This window comes from Microbacterium sp. UBA7513 (assembly GCF_002478345.1).
Taxonomy (GTDB): Bacteria; Actinomycetota; Actinomycetes; order Actinomycetales; family Microbacteriaceae; genus Microbacterium.
Window position 1 is genome coordinate 61,747 of sequence record NZ_DLNJ01000007.1, and the last position, 16,339, is coordinate 78,085.

General features: G+C 71.6%; 15 protein-coding genes and 1 riboswitch. Of the genes, 11 read left to right on the plus strand and 4 right to left on the minus strand.

Annotation, left to right across the window (positions count from 1 at the left end):
- Positions 1 to 9: 9 nt before the first annotated feature.
- From hpaD to B2W79_RS03130, 5 genes are all read left to right on the plus strand, one after another.
- Positions 10 to 1,176: a 3,4-dihydroxyphenylacetate 2,3-dioxygenase gene (gene hpaD / locus B2W79_RS03110; protein ID WP_071327423.1), complete on the plus strand. Its 1,167-nt coding sequence runs from the start codon at positions 10 to 12 to the stop codon at positions 1,174 to 1,176.
- A gap of 9 nt (positions 1,177 to 1,185) precedes the next feature.
- On the plus strand, positions 1,186 to 1,971 hold the full coding sequence (locus B2W79_RS03115) for a fumarylacetoacetate hydrolase family protein (protein WP_060922855.1): 786 nt from the start codon (positions 1,186 to 1,188) through the stop codon (positions 1,969 to 1,971).
- On the plus strand, positions 1,956 to 2,759 hold the full coding sequence (locus tag B2W79_RS03120) for an HpcH/HpaI aldolase family protein (RefSeq protein WP_071327425.1): 804 nt from the start codon (positions 1,956 to 1,958) through the stop codon (positions 2,757 to 2,759). The genes B2W79_RS03115 and B2W79_RS03120 overlap by 16 nt, the downstream gene beginning before the upstream one ends.
- Positions 2,760 to 2,840: 81 nt before the next feature.
- A complete protein-coding gene (locus B2W79_RS03125; RefSeq protein ID WP_292786997.1) occupies positions 2,841 to 4,085 on the plus strand; it encodes an MFS transporter in 1,245 nt (414 codons plus the stop codon).
- Between the two features lie 22 nt (positions 4,086 to 4,107).
- A complete protein-coding gene (locus tag B2W79_RS03130) occupies positions 4,108 to 4,830 on the plus strand; it encodes a DUF6882 domain-containing protein (RefSeq protein WP_292786999.1) in 723 nt (240 codons plus the stop codon).
- Between the two features lie 80 nt (positions 4,831 to 4,910).
- Here the strand turns inward: B2W79_RS03130 and B2W79_RS03135 are convergent, their stop codons facing one another.
- On the minus strand, positions 4,911 to 5,789 hold the full coding sequence (locus tag B2W79_RS03135; RefSeq protein WP_071327427.1) for a bifunctional methylenetetrahydrofolate dehydrogenase/methenyltetrahydrofolate cyclohydrolase: 879 nt from the start codon (positions 5,787 to 5,789) through the stop codon (positions 4,911 to 4,913).
- Positions 5,786 to 7,060 carry a serine hydroxymethyltransferase gene (glyA, locus tag B2W79_RS03140; protein ID WP_292787002.1) on the minus strand — a complete coding sequence of 425 codons (1,275 nt, stop codon included), beginning with the start codon at positions 7,058 to 7,060 and terminating at the stop codon, positions 5,786 to 5,788. The genes B2W79_RS03135 and glyA overlap by 4 nt, the downstream gene beginning before the upstream one ends.
- A gap of 38 nt (positions 7,061 to 7,098) precedes the next feature.
- Positions 7,099 to 7,183, minus strand: a riboswitch (ZMP/ZTP riboswitch).
- A 117-nt stretch (positions 7,184 to 7,300) separates the two neighbouring features.
- Here glyA and B2W79_RS03145 point away from each other — a divergent pair.
- From B2W79_RS03145 to B2W79_RS03170, 6 genes are all read left to right on the plus strand, one after another.
- Positions 7,301 to 8,812, plus strand: coding sequence for a family 20 glycosylhydrolase (locus B2W79_RS03145; RefSeq protein WP_083391596.1), 1,512 nt, complete (start codon positions 7,301 to 7,303; stop codon positions 8,810 to 8,812).
- The gene (locus B2W79_RS03150; RefSeq protein ID WP_071327429.1) at positions 8,809 to 9,981 is read left to right on the plus strand and encodes an N-acetylglucosamine-6-phosphate deacetylase; all 1,173 of its coding nucleotides are present in this window, start codon (positions 8,809 to 8,811) and stop codon (positions 9,979 to 9,981) included. The genes B2W79_RS03145 and B2W79_RS03150 overlap by 4 nt, the downstream gene beginning before the upstream one ends.
- Before the next feature lie 507 nt (positions 9,982 to 10,488).
- Positions 10,489 to 12,435, plus strand: coding sequence for a sigma-70 family RNA polymerase sigma factor (locus tag B2W79_RS03155; protein ID WP_292787007.1), 1,947 nt, complete (start codon positions 10,489 to 10,491; stop codon positions 12,433 to 12,435).
- Positions 12,436 to 12,444: 9 nt separating this feature from the next.
- Positions 12,445 to 12,816: a YrdB family protein gene (locus B2W79_RS03160; protein WP_071327431.1), complete on the plus strand. Its 372-nt coding sequence runs from the start codon at positions 12,445 to 12,447 to the stop codon at positions 12,814 to 12,816.
- Between the two features lie 70 nt (positions 12,817 to 12,886).
- A complete protein-coding gene (locus B2W79_RS03165; protein WP_292787444.1) occupies positions 12,887 to 14,191 on the plus strand; it encodes an FAD-binding oxidoreductase in 1,305 nt (434 codons plus the stop codon).
- Positions 14,184 to 14,591, plus strand: a complete 408-nt coding sequence (locus B2W79_RS03170; RefSeq protein ID WP_071327432.1) for an NUDIX hydrolase — start codon at positions 14,184 to 14,186, stop codon at positions 14,589 to 14,591. Before B2W79_RS03165 ends, B2W79_RS03170 begins: the two co-directional genes overlap by 8 nt.
- Before the next feature lie 9 nt (positions 14,592 to 14,600).
- On the opposite strand, the gene nagB is transcribed toward B2W79_RS03170, so the two are convergent.
- Both nagB and B2W79_RS03180 read right to left on the minus strand, forming a co-directional pair.
- The gene (gene nagB, locus B2W79_RS03175; protein WP_071327433.1) at positions 14,601 to 15,380 is read right to left on the minus strand and encodes a glucosamine-6-phosphate deaminase; all 780 of its coding nucleotides are present in this window, start codon (positions 15,378 to 15,380) and stop codon (positions 14,601 to 14,603) included.
- Entirely contained in the window at positions 15,373 to 16,338 is a 966-nt protein-coding gene (locus tag B2W79_RS03180; protein WP_292787015.1) for an ROK family protein, read from the minus strand. The genes nagB and B2W79_RS03180 overlap by 8 nt, the downstream gene beginning before the upstream one ends.
- Position 16,339 lies beyond the last annotated feature (1 nt).

A 16,339-nucleotide genomic window follows, 5' to 3' on the forward strand; every position in this document is an offset into this window, starting at 1 on the left:
GACGCTGACATGACCGACAAGACCGCCAAGACCCTCACCTCCTCCGGCTACTACGTGAGCCAGGAGGCCCCGATCCAGAGCGACAACCCCGTCGCGACGCCGAAGAGCACGCCGCCGGACATCCTGCGGTGCGCGTACATGGAGCTCGTCGTGACCGACCTGGCCGCCTCGCGGCAGTTCTACGTCGACATCCTGGGCCTGTACGTGACCGAGGAGGACGACGAGGCGATCTACCTGCGCTCGACCGAGGAATTCATCCACCACAACCTCGTCCTGCGTCAGGGGCCGATCGCCGCCGTCGCCGCGTTCTCGTACCGGGTGCGCGCCGCGGAGGACCTCGACCGCGCCGTGGAGTTCTACACGGAGCTCGGCTGCGACGTCCGTCGTCAGGAGCACGGCTTCGTGAAGGGCATCGGCGACTCCGTGCGCGTCGTCGACCCGCTCGGCTTCCCGTACGAGTTCTTCTACGCCACCGAGCACGTGGAGCGCCTGTCCTGGCGGTACGACCTGCACACCCCCGGCGAGCTCGTGCGCCTCGACCACTTCAACCAGGTCACCCCCGACGTGCCGCGTGCGGTGCGCCACTACCAGGACCTCGGCTTCCGCGTGACGGAGGACATCCAGGACGACGAGGGCACCGTGTACGCCGCGTGGATGCGCCGCAAGCCCACCGTGCACGACACCGCGGCGACGGGCGGCGACGGTCCCCGCATGCACCACGTCGCCTTCGCGACGCACGAGAAGCACAACATCCTCGCGATCTGCGACAAGCTCGGGGCGCTGCGCCGCTCGGACGCCATCGAGCGCGGCCCCGGCCGGCACGGCGTCTCCAACGCGTTCTACCTCTACCTGCGCGACCCCGACGGCCACCGCGTCGAGATCTACACGCAGGACTACTACACCGGCGACCCGGACAACCCGGTCGTCACCTGGGACGTGCACGACAACCAGCGCCGCGACTGGTGGGGCACCCCGGTGGTGCCCTCCTGGTACACCGACGCCTCGCTCGTGCTCGACCTCGACGGCAACCCGCAGCCCGTCGTCGCCCGCACGGACTCCAGCGAGATGGCCGTGACGATCGGCGCCGACGGCTTCTCCTACACCCGCGCGGACGAGGGCGAGACCTCGATGCCCGAGTACAAGCAGGGCGAGTACAAGCTCGGCCACCAGCTCTAGGAGACGCTCATGCTGTCTGAGGAGACGATCGCGCAGATCGCCGCGGAGCTCGCGGAGGCCGACCGCACGCACGGGGTCATCCCGCGCATCACCGCCCGGTACCCCGAGGCGACCGTGGAGGACTCCTACGCCATCCAGGGCGTGTGGCGGGATTCGCAGGTCGCGGCTGGCCGTCGGCTGGTCGGCCGCAAGATCGGCCTGACCTCGAAGGCCATGCAGCAGGCGACGGGGATCACCGAGCCCGACTACGGCGTCATGTTCGACGACACCGTGTACGAATCCGGCGCGGAGATCCCCACGGACCACTTCTCCAACGTCCGCATCGAGGTCGAGCTCGCGTTCGTGCTCAAGGAGCCGCTGGAGGGCCCCGACTGCACGCTGGAGGATGCCCTCGCCGCGATCGACTACGCCGTGCCGGCCCTCGAGGTGCTGAACTCGCACATCGAGCTCGAGGGCCGCACGATCGTCGACACCATCAGCGACAACGCCGCGTACGGGGCGATGGTGCTGGGGACGGTGCGCAAGCGCCCGGACGAGATCGACCTGCGGTGGGTGCCCGGCGTGCTGTCGCGCAACGGGGAGATCGAGGAGACCGGCGTCGCGGCCGGGGTGCTCGGCCACCCCGCCACCGGGGTCGCGTGGCTCGCGAACAAGTTCCATCAGCACGGCGCGCGTCTGGAGGCAGGCGAGATCATCCTGGCAGGATCGTTCACACGCCCGATGTGGGTGTCGCGCGGCGACGAGGTGCTGTGCGACTACGGACCGATGGGGACCATCACATGCCGCTTCGTCTAGATCCGTCCTTCCGCGCGCAGTTGGCGGATTCCGACCACCCGTTCGTGGGAATGTGGGTGTGCTCCGGCAGCCCGCTGCTGGCCGAGGTCGCGGCGGGTTCCGGTCTGGACTGGCTGCTCATCGACATGGAGCACTCGGCGAACACGCTCGAGTCCGTGCTGACCCAGCTCCAGGCGGTCGCGGCCTATCCGATCACGCCTCTCGTCCGGGTGCCCTTCAACGATGCGGTCGCGATCAAGCAGGTGCTCGACCTCGGTGCGCAGAACCTCATCGTGCCGATGGTGTCGTCCGCCGACGAGGCCAGGGCCGCCGTGGCCGCGACCCGCTATCCCCCCGAGGGCGTCCGCGGGGTCGGCAGCGCCCTCGCCCGCAGCGCCCGCTGGAACCGCGTCGACCGCTACCTGCAGGAGTCCGCGCAGCACGTGTCGCTGACGGTGCAGATCGAGACGGCCGCGGGGGTCGAGGCCGCCGCCGACATCGCCGCGGTCGACGGGGTGGACGCGGTCTTCGTCGGCCCCTCCGACCTGTCCGCGTCGATGGGCCTGCTCGGACAGCAGACACATCCGGACGTCGTCGCCGCCGTGGAGTCGGTGTTCGCCGCGGTCCACGCCGCCGGGAAGCCGGTGGGTGTGAACGCCTTCGACCCGTCCGCCGCCGACGCGTACCTCGCGGCGGGTGCGGACTTCGTGGCCGTCGGCGCCGACGTCGCGCTCCTCGCCCGGGCCTCCGAGGCCCTCGCCGCCCGCTTCCTCCCCCGCTCCGACGCCTCCGGCCGCCCCAGCTACTGACTTCGAGTCGCGCACCTGGCTCCATCCGCGGCCGGAATGGGGCCATTTGCGCGATTCGAAGCGGGCGGGAAGGATGAGCCGGTGCACAGACTGGCGGCGATGCAGGACCGCAACTTCCGGTGGTTCTTCCTCGCGCGCGCCCTGACGCTCGTCACCGGCTCGATGTCGGCCATCGCCCTGGCGTTCGCGGTGCTCGCGATCGACAACGACGCCCGGTCGCTCTCGATCGTGCTCGCGGCCTTCACGATCAGCAACATCGTGTTCGTCCTGTTCGGAGGGGTCGTCGCCGACCGCCTCCCCCGCGCCCTCATCATCCAGTCCTGCTACGTCGTGGACATCGTGTCGGTCGGGGCGATGGCCGCTCTGCTGTTCACCGGCACGGCCACGGTCCCGCTCCTCGCCGTGCTCTCCGCGATCAACGGCGCCTCGTCCGCGTTCGTGCTCCCCGCGATGCAGGGCATCATCCCGCAGCTGACCACCCCCGCGCACCTCCAGCAGGCGAACGCGATGCTGTCGTTCGTCCGCTCGGCCGTCACGATCGGCGGCCCGGTCATCGCCGGGGTCCTGGTGGCCACCGCGGGACCCGCGTGGGCCATGGTCGTGCAGGCGGCGGGGTGGCTGCTCGCGATCCCGGTCCTCGCGCTCGTGAAGCTCCCGCCGCCCGCGGCCTCCGGCGGCACCACGATGTTCCACGACCTCCGGGTCGGGTGGCACGAGTTCTGGAGCCGCTCCTGGCTGTGGACCATCGTGCTGGCCTTCATGATCATGAACGCGATCCACGTGGGTGCCTGGGGCGTCGTCGGTCCGTACATCGCGAAGAACGACGATCGCCTCGGCATCTCCGGCTGGGGGTGGGTCGTGAGCGCGGAGGGCGCGGGGGTCCTGGTGATGACCCTGCTGCTGATGTGGTTCCCGCTCCGCCGGCCCCTGCGCTACGGGATGATCGGGATGGCGGCGTTCGCGCTGCCGCTCACCCTCCTCGGCGTGCACCCGGCCGTGGTCCTGCTCGCGATGGCGGCGTTCATCGCCGGAGCCGGAGCCGAGGTCTTCGCGACCGGCTGGAACCTCGCGATGATGGAGAACATCCCCGGGGAGAAGCTCTCGCGGGTCGCGAGCTACGACATGCTCGGCAGCTTCGTCGTGATGCCCATCGGCACGCTCGTGTACGGCTGGCTCGTGACGCACGCGGAGCCGGCCACCGTGCTCACCACCTCCGCGGTCCTCTACGCGGCGATCGCCCTGGTGACGCTGCTCGTCCCCGCGGTGTGGCGGATGGGGCGGCCCGCGGCGGCCGTCCCGGAGCGCGCGGGAGTGGCGGATTCATAGCAATCCCGGCGAGACTGTGGGCATGACCTTCCCCCCGCTGCAGCCCCTCGCCGACCGTGCCGCCCTCTTCACCGCGCTCCGCCAGGACGCCCTCTCCGCGGCCGCCGACGCACTCGGCGAGCACCGGTGGGACGCCGACCTCGCGGCGGGGACGCTGACCTTCACCGCGAACGACGACCCGACCCGGCAGCTCGTGACCCGCGCGCACCTCATCGCCACAATCGCCCCCGGCCCCCGCTCGCTGCTGTGGGCCTGGGCGCACCCCCAGGGCGACCCCCAGGGTGTCGCAGCGCAGCTCCGCGCGTACGGCGAGCAGCACGGGATCGCCGAGCTCACCGCCCCCGAGGTCCCGTTCCCGGCCGATGCCGCGGGCGACGCGGACTGGATCGCCCGCGCGGCGCACACGATCGGCGGCGTGGCGGTGGAGCTCACCGGACGCTCCCCGTACTACTCGGCTCCCGTCGACGGCGGCACCCGCGCGGTGTTCCTGCTCGACGCCCCGCTCGCCCCGCTCACGGTCGCCGACACGGTGGTGGCCCTGCCCCGCACCCTCGCGCAGACCCCCCTTCCCGACGCCCGCACGGCGGTCTGGGACCTCGCGCGTCTCGCCGGCTGGACCCTCACCTGGACGGACGAGTCCTTCTCCGGCGCCACGGTGACGGACGCCTCGGGCACCGCGACGATCCGCTTCGACGAGCAGGCCCGGATCAGCGGCGTAGAGAGCTCACTGCACGGCCAGGGCTGAGTCCGCAGAATCGCACGAACGCCGCAGGGATCACGAGGATCCCTGCGGCGTTCGTGTGAATCTGCGACGCGGCGCGGAGGTCAGACCGTCCGCTCGGCCGCCTCGACGACGTTGGTCATGAGCAGGGCGACGGTCATCGGCCCCACCCCTCCCGGATTCGGCGACAGGTACCCGGCGACCTCGGCGACCTCGGGAGCGACGTCGCCGAAGACGAGGTTCTTCCCGGTCTCCGGATCGGTCTCGCGGGTGACCCCCACGTCCAGCACCGCGGCTCCGGGCTTGACGTCCTCGGCGCGGATGAGGTGCTTCACGCCGGCCGCCGCCACGATCACGTCGGCCTCGCGGAGGTAACGCGGCATGTCGACCGTGCCGGTGTGCGTCAGCGTGACCGTGGCGTTGAGGTCGCGACGGGTCAGCAGCAGCCCGATCGAACGCCCGATCGTGACACCGCGACCGACGACCACGACGTGCTTGCCTTTGAGGTCGTAGCCGCCTCGCAGCAGCAGCTCGATGACCCCGCGCGGGGTGCACGGCAGCGGCGTGTGGATCGGCGCGTTGACGTTGAGGACGAGGCGCCCGAGGTTGGTCGGGTGCAGCCCGTCCGCGTCCTTCGCCGGATCGATCCGCTCCAGGATCGCGTCGGTGTCGAGGTGCTTCGGCAGCGGCAGCTGCACGATGTACCCGTGGCAGGCGGGATCGGCGTTGAGCTCGTCGATCAGCGCCTCGACGTCGGCCTGGGTGGCGTCAGCCGGCAGCTCGCGCTGGATCGAGTTCATCCCGATCGCCTCGGACTGCCGGTGCTTCATGCCCACGTAGAGCTGCGAGGCGGGGTCGGCTCCCACCAGCACCGTGGCGATGCCGGGGGTGACGCCCTTCTCCTTCAGCGCAGCGACCCGCTCCGTCAGCTCGGCGCGGATCTCGGCCGCCGCCGCCTTGCCGTCGAGGACGACCGCGGTCACTGCTGCAGGTCCGGGTAGAGCGGGAAGGCCGCGGCGAGCGCGTCCACGCGGGCGCGGAGCGCCTCGATGTCGGCACCGGGGAGCAGCGCGAGGGCGATGATGTCGGCCACCTCCGTGAACTCGGCGTCGCCGAAGCCGCGGGTCGCGAGCGCGGGCGTGCCGATGCGCAGGCCCGAGGTCACCATCGGCGGACGCGGGTCGTTCGGCACGGCGTTGCGGTTCACGGTGATGTGGATGTCGTGCAGGAGGTCCTCCGCCTGCTTGCCGTCGATCTCGGCGTCGCGGAGGTCGACGAGCACGAGGTGCACGTCCGTGCCGCCCGAGCGCACGGCGATGCCCGCGTCCTTCACGTCCTGCTGCGACAGGCGCTCGGCGATGAGCTTCGCTCCGCGCAGCACGCGCTCCTGGCGCTCCTTGAACTCCGGCGTGCCGGCGAGCTTGAAGGCGGTCGCCTTCGCCGCGATCACGTGCATGAGCGGACCGCCCTGCTGACCGGGGAAGACCGCGGTGTTGATCTTCTTGGCGAGGTCGGCGTCGTTGGTGAGGATGAAGCCCGAGCGCGGGCCGCCGATGGTCTTGTGCACGGTCGAGGACACGACGTGCGCGTGCGGCACCGGGTTGGGGTGCAGGCCGGCGGCGACGAGGCCGGCGAAGTGCGCCATGTCGACCCAGAGGATCGCGCCCACCTCGTCGGCGATGGCACGGAACGCGGCGAAGTCCATCGTCCGGGGGTAGGCGGACCACCCGGCGATGATGACGATGGGCTTGTGCTCGATGGCGAGGCGGCGGACCTCGTCCATGTCGATCGTCGAGGTCTCGGCGTCGACCCCGTAGGCCACGATGTCGTACAGGCGGCCGGAGAAGTTGATCTTCATGCCGTGCGTGAGGTGGCCGCCCTGGTCGAGCGAGAGGCCGAGCAGGGTGTCGCCGGGGCGGGCGATCGCGTGCAGGACCGCGGCGTTCGCGGACGCACCGGAGTGCGGCTGGACGTTCGCGAACTCGGCACCGAACAGGCTCTTGGCGCGGGAGATGGCGAGCTCCTCCGCGACGTCGACCTCCTCGCAGCCGCCGTAGTAGCGGCGGCCGGGGTAGCCCTCGGCGTACTTGTTGGTGAGCACCGAGCCCTGCGACTGCAGGACCGAGACGGGGACGAAGTTCTCCGAGGCGATCATCTCGAGGAAGGTCTGCTGACGCTTCAGCTCGCGATCGAGGACCTCGGCGATCTCCGGGTCGACCTCGGACAGCGGGGCGTTGAAGTAACGGTCGGTCATGACGTGCTCCTTTTGACGACGGATTCGAAAAGGGTGTTCCTATCGGCCCAGGCGCGCGGTCGAATTCCGTGGTCAGTCGCTCCCCGGTGGTTGTCCACCCAGACGCCAGTCGCGACGTCTACGAGCATAGCCGATGCGCGACGCCGCGCACGCGGTCGTTTCGAGCGTCATACCCGCCGTCTGCAGAATCGTTTCGATCCCCCTGTTCCCTTGCGGCGTTTCGACGGCTAGGTTTTGTTCATGGTCCTACCTCTTGATCTGCCCCTCGTCCCCGCTCCGGTGTCCGCGAAGGCCAGGGAGGGACGTCTGCCGCTCGCCGCGACGACGCGCGTGCTCGGCTCCTCCCCCGCCGCCGGACAGCTGATCGACGCCGTCGAACGCCGCACCGGTCTCCGCCTCACCGCGGTGGACTCCGGCCCCGCCGAGATCGAGCTGTTCGTCGACGCGGCCTCGTCCGCGCCGGAGGGCTACACGCTCGAGGTCGGCGACCGCGCCATCCTCATCGGCGCCGACGAGGCGGGGCTCTTCTACGGGGTCCAGACGCTGCTGCAGCTGCTCCGGGAGGACGACGCCGGCTGGGCGCTGCTCCGCGCCGACATCGCGGACGCCCCGCGCTTCGCCCGCCGGGGCGTGATGCTCGACGTGGCGCGGCACTTCTTCGGCGTCGACGACGTGAAGCGGTTCATCGACAGCACCAGCGCACTGAAGTTCAACCACCTGCACCTGCACCTCACCGACGACCAGGGCTGGCGCGTGCACATCGACTCCTGGCCGCTGCTCACCGAGCGGGCCGCCGCCACCGCGGCCGACGGCGCCCCCGGCGGCTTCTACACCAAGGACGACTATCGCGAGATCGTGGCGTACGCGGCCGCGCGCCACATGATCGTGATCCCCGAGATCGACCTTCCCGGCCACACCCACGCGATCGGCGTGGCCTACCCGGAGCTGGTCGAGGCCCCGGTCCTGAACGACGCGCTGATCGCCCAGTCCGAGCAGCTCGGCCAGCCGCTCCCCGTGGCCGGTGAGCCCTACCTGGGCTGGGGCGTCGGGCACTCCAGTGTGCGCATCCACGAGGAGGAGACGTATCGGTTCGTCCGCGACGTGGTCCGCGAGCTCGCCGAGATGACCCCGGGGCCCTACATCCACATCGGCGGCGACGAGTCCCTCGGCACACCGCAGGCCGACTTCGACCTCTTCGCGGAGCGCGCGACGGCGATCGTCGTCGAGGAGGGCAAGACCCCGGTCGCGTGGCACGAGATGGGGTCGGCGGCCGGCATCGCCCGCGGCACGATCGGCCAGTACTGGGGCATGACGACGCCGACGGGCACGCACGCCGAGGAGGCCGTGCACTTCGTCGAGCGCGGCGGAGCCCTGATCATGTCGGCGGCGGACGCGACCTATCTCGACATGAAGTACACCGCCGAGTTCCCGCTCGGCCTCACCTGGGCCGCGATCATCGACGTCCGTCGCGCGTACGAGTGGGAGCCGACCGCCGTGCTCGCCGTGCCGGACGAGGCGATCCTCGGCATCGAGGCGCCCTTGTGGTCCGAGACCACCCGCACGCTCGACGAGGTGGAGCAGCTCGTGTTCCCCCGAGCCGCCGCGCAGGCCGAGATCGCGTGGTCGCCGCGCGAAGGCGTGGGCCGCACGTGGGAGTCCTTCCGCGCCCGGGTCGGCACCCTCGCGCCGCTGTGGAAGGCTGAGGGGGTCGATTTCCACCCCGTCCCCGAGATCCCCTGGAGCGCCCGTTGAAGACCCTCTCCTCCGCGACCGGTTCCCTGGTCATCCACTCCGTCCGCCTCGTCGACCGCGGGGAGATCGTCGAGGACGGCTGGGTGCGCATCGAGGACGGTGTCGTCGTCGCGCGCGGCACGGGGACGGATTGGGAGCCGGCGACGGAGGTCGTGGACGGCGCGGCCGTGGCGGGCCCGGGCGCGCTGCTCACGCCGGGCTTCGTCGACATCCACGGTCACGGCGGAGCGGGCGCGGCGTACGACGACGGCGTGGACGCCATTCGTACCGGACGGGATCTGCACCGCGAGCACGGCACCACCAGGGCCGTGATCTCGCTCGTCACCGGCACGATGGACGACCTCACCCGCAGCGTCGCCCTGATCGCCGCCCTGACCAGAACCGATGCGGACGTGCTCGGCTCGCACCTGGAGGGGCCGTTCCTCGACCCGGGGCACCACGGCGCGCATGAGCCCTCGCTGCTGCGGCACCCCCTCCCGGCCGATGTCGCCCGTCTCCTGGAGGCCGGAGAAGGCACCGTCCGTCAGGTCACCATCGCCCCGGAACTCCCGGGCGGGATCGACGCTGTCCGTCAGATCGTCGCGTCGGGCGCTGCGGCAGCGGTGGGGCACACCGACGCCGACGCCGCCATGGCCGTCGCCGCCTTCGAGGCCGGCGCCTCGCTGCTGACCCACGCGTTCAACGCGATGCCGGGGATCCACCACCGCGCACCCGGACCGGTGCTGGCTGCAGCCGCCGACCATCGGGTGATCCTGGAGGCCATCGCCGACGACGTGCACCTCGACCCGCACGTCGTCAAGCTCGTGTTCGACGCGGCGCCGCACCGCGTGGCGCTCATCACCGACGCCATGGCCGCGGCCGGGAGCGCCGACGGCACGTACGACCTCGGTGCGGTGAAGGTCACCGTCGAGAACGGCGTGGCCCGCGCGGACGACACCGGCTCGATCGCCGGTTCCACCCTGACCCAGGACGTCGCGCTGCAGCGAGCGGTGGCGGCGGGCGTCCCCCTTGCGGAGGCCGTGCGGGCGCTCACGGAGACCCCGGCCCGCGCGATCGGACGCGAGGCGCACCTCGGCGCGCTGCGGTCCGGCCTGCTCGGCGATGCCGTGCTCCTGGACGCGGAGCTGCGCGTCGCGCGGGTCTGGACAGGACCGGCGCTGCCCGCCTAGGACGACAGCGCTCCGCGCGACGCGCAGCGCTGCGGTCTCCGGTCGATCGGACGAGACGGCGTCACCGGACTCCCCAGATCGGTGACGTGCGTCTCGCAGGTGTGGGAGTGGTGGGCCGCCGTTCTCCCCAGATCGGCGGCCCATTCCCTCCCGCTCGAGCGGGCGGGGCCGGGAGCTCCTCCCCCGAGGATCCCGACCCGCCCACTGGTGCAGTACCCCCCGCACCAGTGCCGGAACTCCGCCCCCCGGTGGAGTCCATTTCGGCTGTCTCTACGGGATGAGACGAAGGGGCGCCCGGTTCATTACGCGGTTCTCGGAAAAAAGTTCAGAAAACTTTTCGGGCGGTCCGCGCCGGGCGCCGCGGAGCCCTCCCGAGCATCTCCTCCGAGTCCGTGCCGGGGCTGGCCACCATGCCGATTTCGCGAGACAATGGAGAGACCGCGTAATGAAAGACGCCTTCTCGCGTCTCTCTTCCTGGGGACGGCTGTGTGCCCCGGGACCAGATGGATGACCGTGCACCGAGAGAACACCACACCAGACGAGACCATCGGCGATGCCGATCTGATCCTCCGCGTCCGCTCCGGCGACAAGGGGGCGTTCGGGGAACTCTGGAGGCGGCACTACCCCTCCGGCATGACCGTCGCGCGATCGGTGACATCCTCGATCGATCCGGACGACCTGGTGCAGGAGTCCTATACCCGCATCTACCAGGCGATCCTCAAGGGCGGCGGCCCCAACGGCTCGTTCCGCGCCTACCTCTTCACCAGCATCCGCAACACCGCCGCCGCGTGGGGACGCGCACGCCGCGAGACCGCCATCGACGAGCTCGACACGGTCGCCGACCCGGACAGCACCGAGCACGCCACGAACGAGGCCCTCGACCGCAGCCTCACCGCGCAGGCCTTCCGCAGCCTCCCGTCGCGTTGGCAGGAGGTGCTCTGGTACACCGAGATCGAGCAGATGAAGCCCCAGGAGGTGGCTCCGCTCCTCGGCATGAAGGCCGGCGCGGTGTCGCAGCTCGCCTTCCGCGCCCGCGAAGGGCTCCGAGAGGCGTGGATCCAGGCGCACCTGCGCAGCGCGAGCCCCGGCTCGGAGTGCCAGTGGACGATCGAGCATCTCGGTGCCTACTCGCGCGGCAACCTCGCCACCCGCGACCACCGTCGCCTCGAGTTGCACCTCGACGAGTGCGCCCGCTGCATGATCGTCGCGGCCGAGGCCAAGGACGTCTCCACGCGCCTCGCCCTCGTCCTGCTCCCGCTCGTCCTCGGCGCCACCGGCGCCTCGGGGTACCTCGCGGCTCTCCAGGGCGGTGCGCCGGTCCTGGCAGTGGCGGGGATGTCGTCCACCATTCCGGGTGCGGTCTTCGTCGGAGACGGCGGCATCGGCCAGGCCGCGGCAGCCACCTCCGGCTCCGGCGCAGCCGGATCCGGAGCCGGGTCCGCCGGCGGCGCGGGCACGGGCGCAAGCACGGGTGGCGTCTTCACCGGCATGGGCGCCGTCGTCGGTGCCGGGTCCGCCGCCCTCGTGGTCGCCGGAGTGGTGGCCGCTGCGGCGATCGTCCCCGGACTCACGGGTGCGAACCCGGCGACATCGCTGCCCAGCGCCTCCGACACCGATCCGTCGTCGATCACGACCGACATCGCGCCGGACTCGTCGCTCGACCTCGACGAGCCCGTGGTGATCGAGACGCCGGACGTCGAGCAGCCGCCGGCTCCGCCCGCCGAGGAGGAGGCGGCTCCGCCGGTCTCTTCGGAGACCGGACCCGACGCGGCTCCCGCTGCCCCGGTGACGACTCCTGTGCTTCCCGAGGCCACGCTGCCGCCCGTCGCTCCCGTGGACCCGATCGATCCGGTGGACCCCGTCGACCCGGTGGACCCCGCGATCCCCACGGACCCGCCCACCTGGAGCACCGCCGACGTCTGGTTCGGCGACGATCTGCACTGGTACTACTTCGTGCCGGTCGTCGGAGCACCGGGCACCGTCGTTCAGGCACTGCTCGACGGTCAGGAGAGCGACAGCACTGTCCTCGGCGAGGATGGCACCGGCTTCGTTCAGCTGCGCGCATCCCTCGACCAGTTCCTGTTGGCCAGCCTCGTGCCGGTGACCTTCCGCTACGTGCTGCCCTCCGGCGAGGCCGGCCCATCGGCAACCACCTCGCTCTACTCGCTCGAACCCCAGGGAGCAGGCGCGGACGAGCGTACCGCGGCCATCGATCCCGTGGAGCAGCCGGCGGTCGTCGTCGAGGATGCCGACCCGGCACCCGAAGCGCCTGTCGCCGCTGCCGAGACACCGGTCGATGAGGTCGCGGCACCCGTCGAGGCCGCTCCAGTACCCGCAGAGGCCACGCCGACGGAGCCCGCACCGGCCCCCGAAGCTGCACCGGTCGCGCCCGCACCGGCCGCGAACCCTGCCGCGACAGAAGCTCCGGCGGAGGACGCTCCGGTCGCGGAATAGACTGGACGTATGACCCCGGATTCCTCCCCTGTCGCCGGCGTCGACCGTCCGGCCCTCACGGCCCTCGACATCGTGCGCGTGATCGTCCTCATCGCGGCGATCGCCTCGCTCGCCCTGTGGGGGTTCGCGAGCTGGGATCTGCCGTGGAACATCGTGATCGGCGTCGGCGCCCCCGTTGTCGCCCTGCTGCTGTGGGCGCTGTTCCTCTCTCCGCGCCCCGTGCTCCGCGTGCACCCTTTCCTCCGCGCGGTCGTCGAGCTCTTCATCTACGTCGGCGTGACCATCGCGTGGTGGTCCATGGGCCAGGCCCTCATCGGCACGGCCTTCGCGCTGGTGGCCGTCGTCGCCGGGGTCCTCAGCGGGCGCCGCGCCCTGGCATGAGCGCACGGTCGTGAGCGTCGTCTCGCTGCTCCGCGACGCCCTCGGGGCGCGCGTGGACGTCAGCGAGCAGATGCGGCGCGTGACCAGAGCCGACCGCTCCGGTCACGCCGCGGTGGGCCTTCCCCTGGCCGTCGTCCACGCGGAGAGCGTGGACGACGTGCAGCAGACCATGCGGATCGCGACCGCGACGCGCACGCCCGTCGTCGTGCGCGGTGCCGGAACCGGACTCGCCGGAGCCGCCAATGCCGGAGACGGGGAGATCGTCCTCTCCCTCCGCCGCATGGACGCCATCCTCGAGGTCCGACAGGACGATCTCCTCGCCGTGGTCGAACCGGGCATCCTCAACGCCGACCTCAACGCGCATCTGGCGACCCAGGGACTCTGGTGGCCGCCCGATCCCGCCAGTCGCGACATCTCCACCGTCGGCGGCAACATCGCGACCGGAGCCGGCGGACTGCTCTGCGCGAAGTACGGCGTCGTCCGCGATGCGGTGCTCGGTGTCGATCTCGTGCTGGCCGACGGCCGCCTGCTCCACCTCGGGCACCGCAGCGTGAAGGGCGTCACCGGGCTCGACCTCACCGCCCTCGTCGTGGGGTCGGAGGGAACGCTCGGCGTCGTCGTCGGGGCCACGCTCAAGCTGCGCCGCCTGGTGCCGGGCGAGACCTGCACGGTTACGGCGACCTTCCCGGGCGTGCGCGCGGCGGCCGCAGGATCCGCGGCGGTGACCGCCGCGGGGATCCAGCCCGCGATCATGGAGCTCATGGATGCCGCGAGCCTCGCCGCCGTCCACGCCCTGCTCGCCCTCCCTGCGCCGACGCCGGGCGCCGCCCAGCTCACGATCCAGACCGACGGTCCCGCCGCGCGTGCGGAGGCGGAGGCCATCGCCGGCATCCTCAGCGACCACGAGGGCGTTCCCGTGGTCTCGCACGACCCCGTCGAGGGCGATCGTCTGCTCGCGATCCGCCGTTCCATGCACGCAGCGATGGCGTCACTCGGGACCACGCTCATCGAGGACGTCTCGGTACCGCGGAGCGCGATGCCGGCCATGTTCGACGAGATCGCCCGGATCGAGCGCGAGTACGACATGGTCATCCCGACCGTGGCCCATGCCGGCGACGGCAACCTGCATCCGAACTTCATCTTCGAGGGGCCGGAGACCCCGCCGCTGGTGTGGGCGGCGGCCGACGAGCTCTTCCGCGCCGCGATCCGGCTGGGCGGCACCCTCACCGGCGAGCACGGCATCGGCGTCCTCAAACGGCGCTGGCTGGCCGACGAGCTCGGTGACGATCAGTGGCGCCTCCAGCGCGACATCGCCGCGGTCTTCGACCCGCTCGGCATCCTCAACCCCGGAAAGGTCTTCTCTCCCGATGCCTGACATCCACGTGAGCGCGGCCGTGATCGTCGATGCGGAAGGGCGGGTCCTCGTCGTCCGCAAGCACGGCACGACCCGCTTCATGCAGCCCGGAGGCAAGCCGGAGCCCGGCGAGTCCCCCGTCGAGACCCTCATCCGCGAGCTGCAGGAGGAGCTCGGCCTCGAACTCACGGAGTCCGACCTGCGCCCTCTGGGTCGCTTCGAGTCGGCAGCCGCCAATGAACCGGGTCACCGCGTCGTGGCCGACGCGTTCTCGGCCTCGATCGATCCCGACGGGGTCCGCGTGCAGGCCGAGCTCGCCGAACTGCGCTGGATCACCCCGGAGGACGCCGCGGCGCTCCCGCTGGCCCCGCTCAGCGTCGAGCACCTGCTGCCGCTCGCGTGGCCGACCGGAGCGCGCTAGCGCCTCGGATCAGATGCCCTGCCAGGACGGCTTGTTCGCGAACGTGTAGCGATAGTAGTCGGCAAGCTGCAGCTTCGAGGCGGCGGCCTCATCGACGACGACGGTCGCGTGCGGGTGCAGCTGGATGGCCGACCCGGGCAGCAGCGCGGTGAGCGGCCCCTCGACCGCACCGGCCACGGCCTCGGCCTTGCCTTCGCCGAACGCCAGCAGCACGAGGTGGCGCGCCTCCAGGATGGTCCCCAGGCCCTGCGTGATGCAGTGCATCGGCACATCGTCGATCGAGTCGAAGAAGCGGGCGTTGTCCTCGCGGGTCTGCTCCGTCAGCGTCTTCACCCGCGTGCGGGAGGCGAAGGAGGATCCGGGCTCGTTGAACCCGATGTGCCCGTCGGTGCCGATGCCGAGGATCTGCAGGTCGACCCCGCCGGCCGCGGCGATGGCCGCGTCGTAGTCCTCACCGGCGTGCTGGATGGTGGCCTCCGCGCCGTTCGGCACGTGGATGCGCTTCGGGTCGAGGCCGAGCGGCTCGACCACCTCGCGCGTGATCACCGAGCGGTAGCTCTCCGGGTGGGAGGGGTCGATCCCGACGTACTCGTCGAGCGCGAAGCCCCGCACCTGCGAGACGTCGCGCCCCGCCAGGCGGCTGCGGAGTGCCTGGTAGACGGGCAACGGCGTCGATCCGGTCGCGAGCCCCAGGACGGCGTCCTGACGACGGTCGATGAGCTCGACGATCTCGGTGGCGACCAGGGCACCGGCGGCCTCGGCATTCTCGACGATGACGACCTCAGCCATGCGGAACGATCTCCTTCTCAGAAATGGATGCGCCCACCAGAGCGGCGCCGAAGGCGGCGGCGGGGGAACCCGCGGGGAGCAGTTCGATTCTCTCATCCAGCCGCAGGGACTTCAGGAACGGTGACGCCTGGGCGCCCGCGTGCAGGGCGGCACGGATGCCGTCCGCGAGTCGACCGCCGAGCGCGGTGAGACCGCCGCCGATGACCACGGTCTCGACGTCGGCCGACAGCACGAGCACGCGCACGGCCGCCGCAGCCCCGAAGAAGAGGTCCGCCTGCAGGGCGAGGGCGTGCGGATCGCCGGCGTCGGCCGCCTCCACGATGTCCTTGACCGGCAGCGCGCCAGGGCGCCCCCAGGCCTTGGCCAGCGCCCCGCCGCCGCAGAACGTCTCCACGCAGCCGCGCTGTCCGCAGCCGCACAATCTCCCGCGGGGGTCGACGGAGAGGTGCCCGACCTCGCCCGCGGTCCCCCGCGCCCCACGCCAGATGCGGCCGTCGACGACGATGCCGGCCGCGACGCCGGTGCCGAGGTTCAGGTAGGCCATCGAGCCGGCGACGTCGCTCAGGACGGCGGCGCCGAGCGCGGCCGCCTTCACGTCGTTCTCCACCCGGAAGGGGACGCCCAGCGCCTGCTCGGCGCGCGCCGCGAGGTCGAGCGACTCCACGCCGAGGTTCACGGCGTGCAGCACACGTCCGCTCTCCGCGTCCACGAGGCCGGGGATGCCGATGCCGGCGGATCCGACGGCGGACAGCGGCAGCCCGCTCTCCTCAGCGAGGGCGGCGACGGTCGAGACGATGCTGTCGACGACGGCGTCCTCCCCCCACCCGGTCGGGCGACGCAGGCGGGCGAGGATCGTTCCGGCCGGGTCCACGGCGACGGCGTCGATCTTGGTGCCGCCGACGTCCAGGCCCACGCGAAGGGGCCGACCGGCGCGGTCGGCCGAGGCGGGGACGATCATC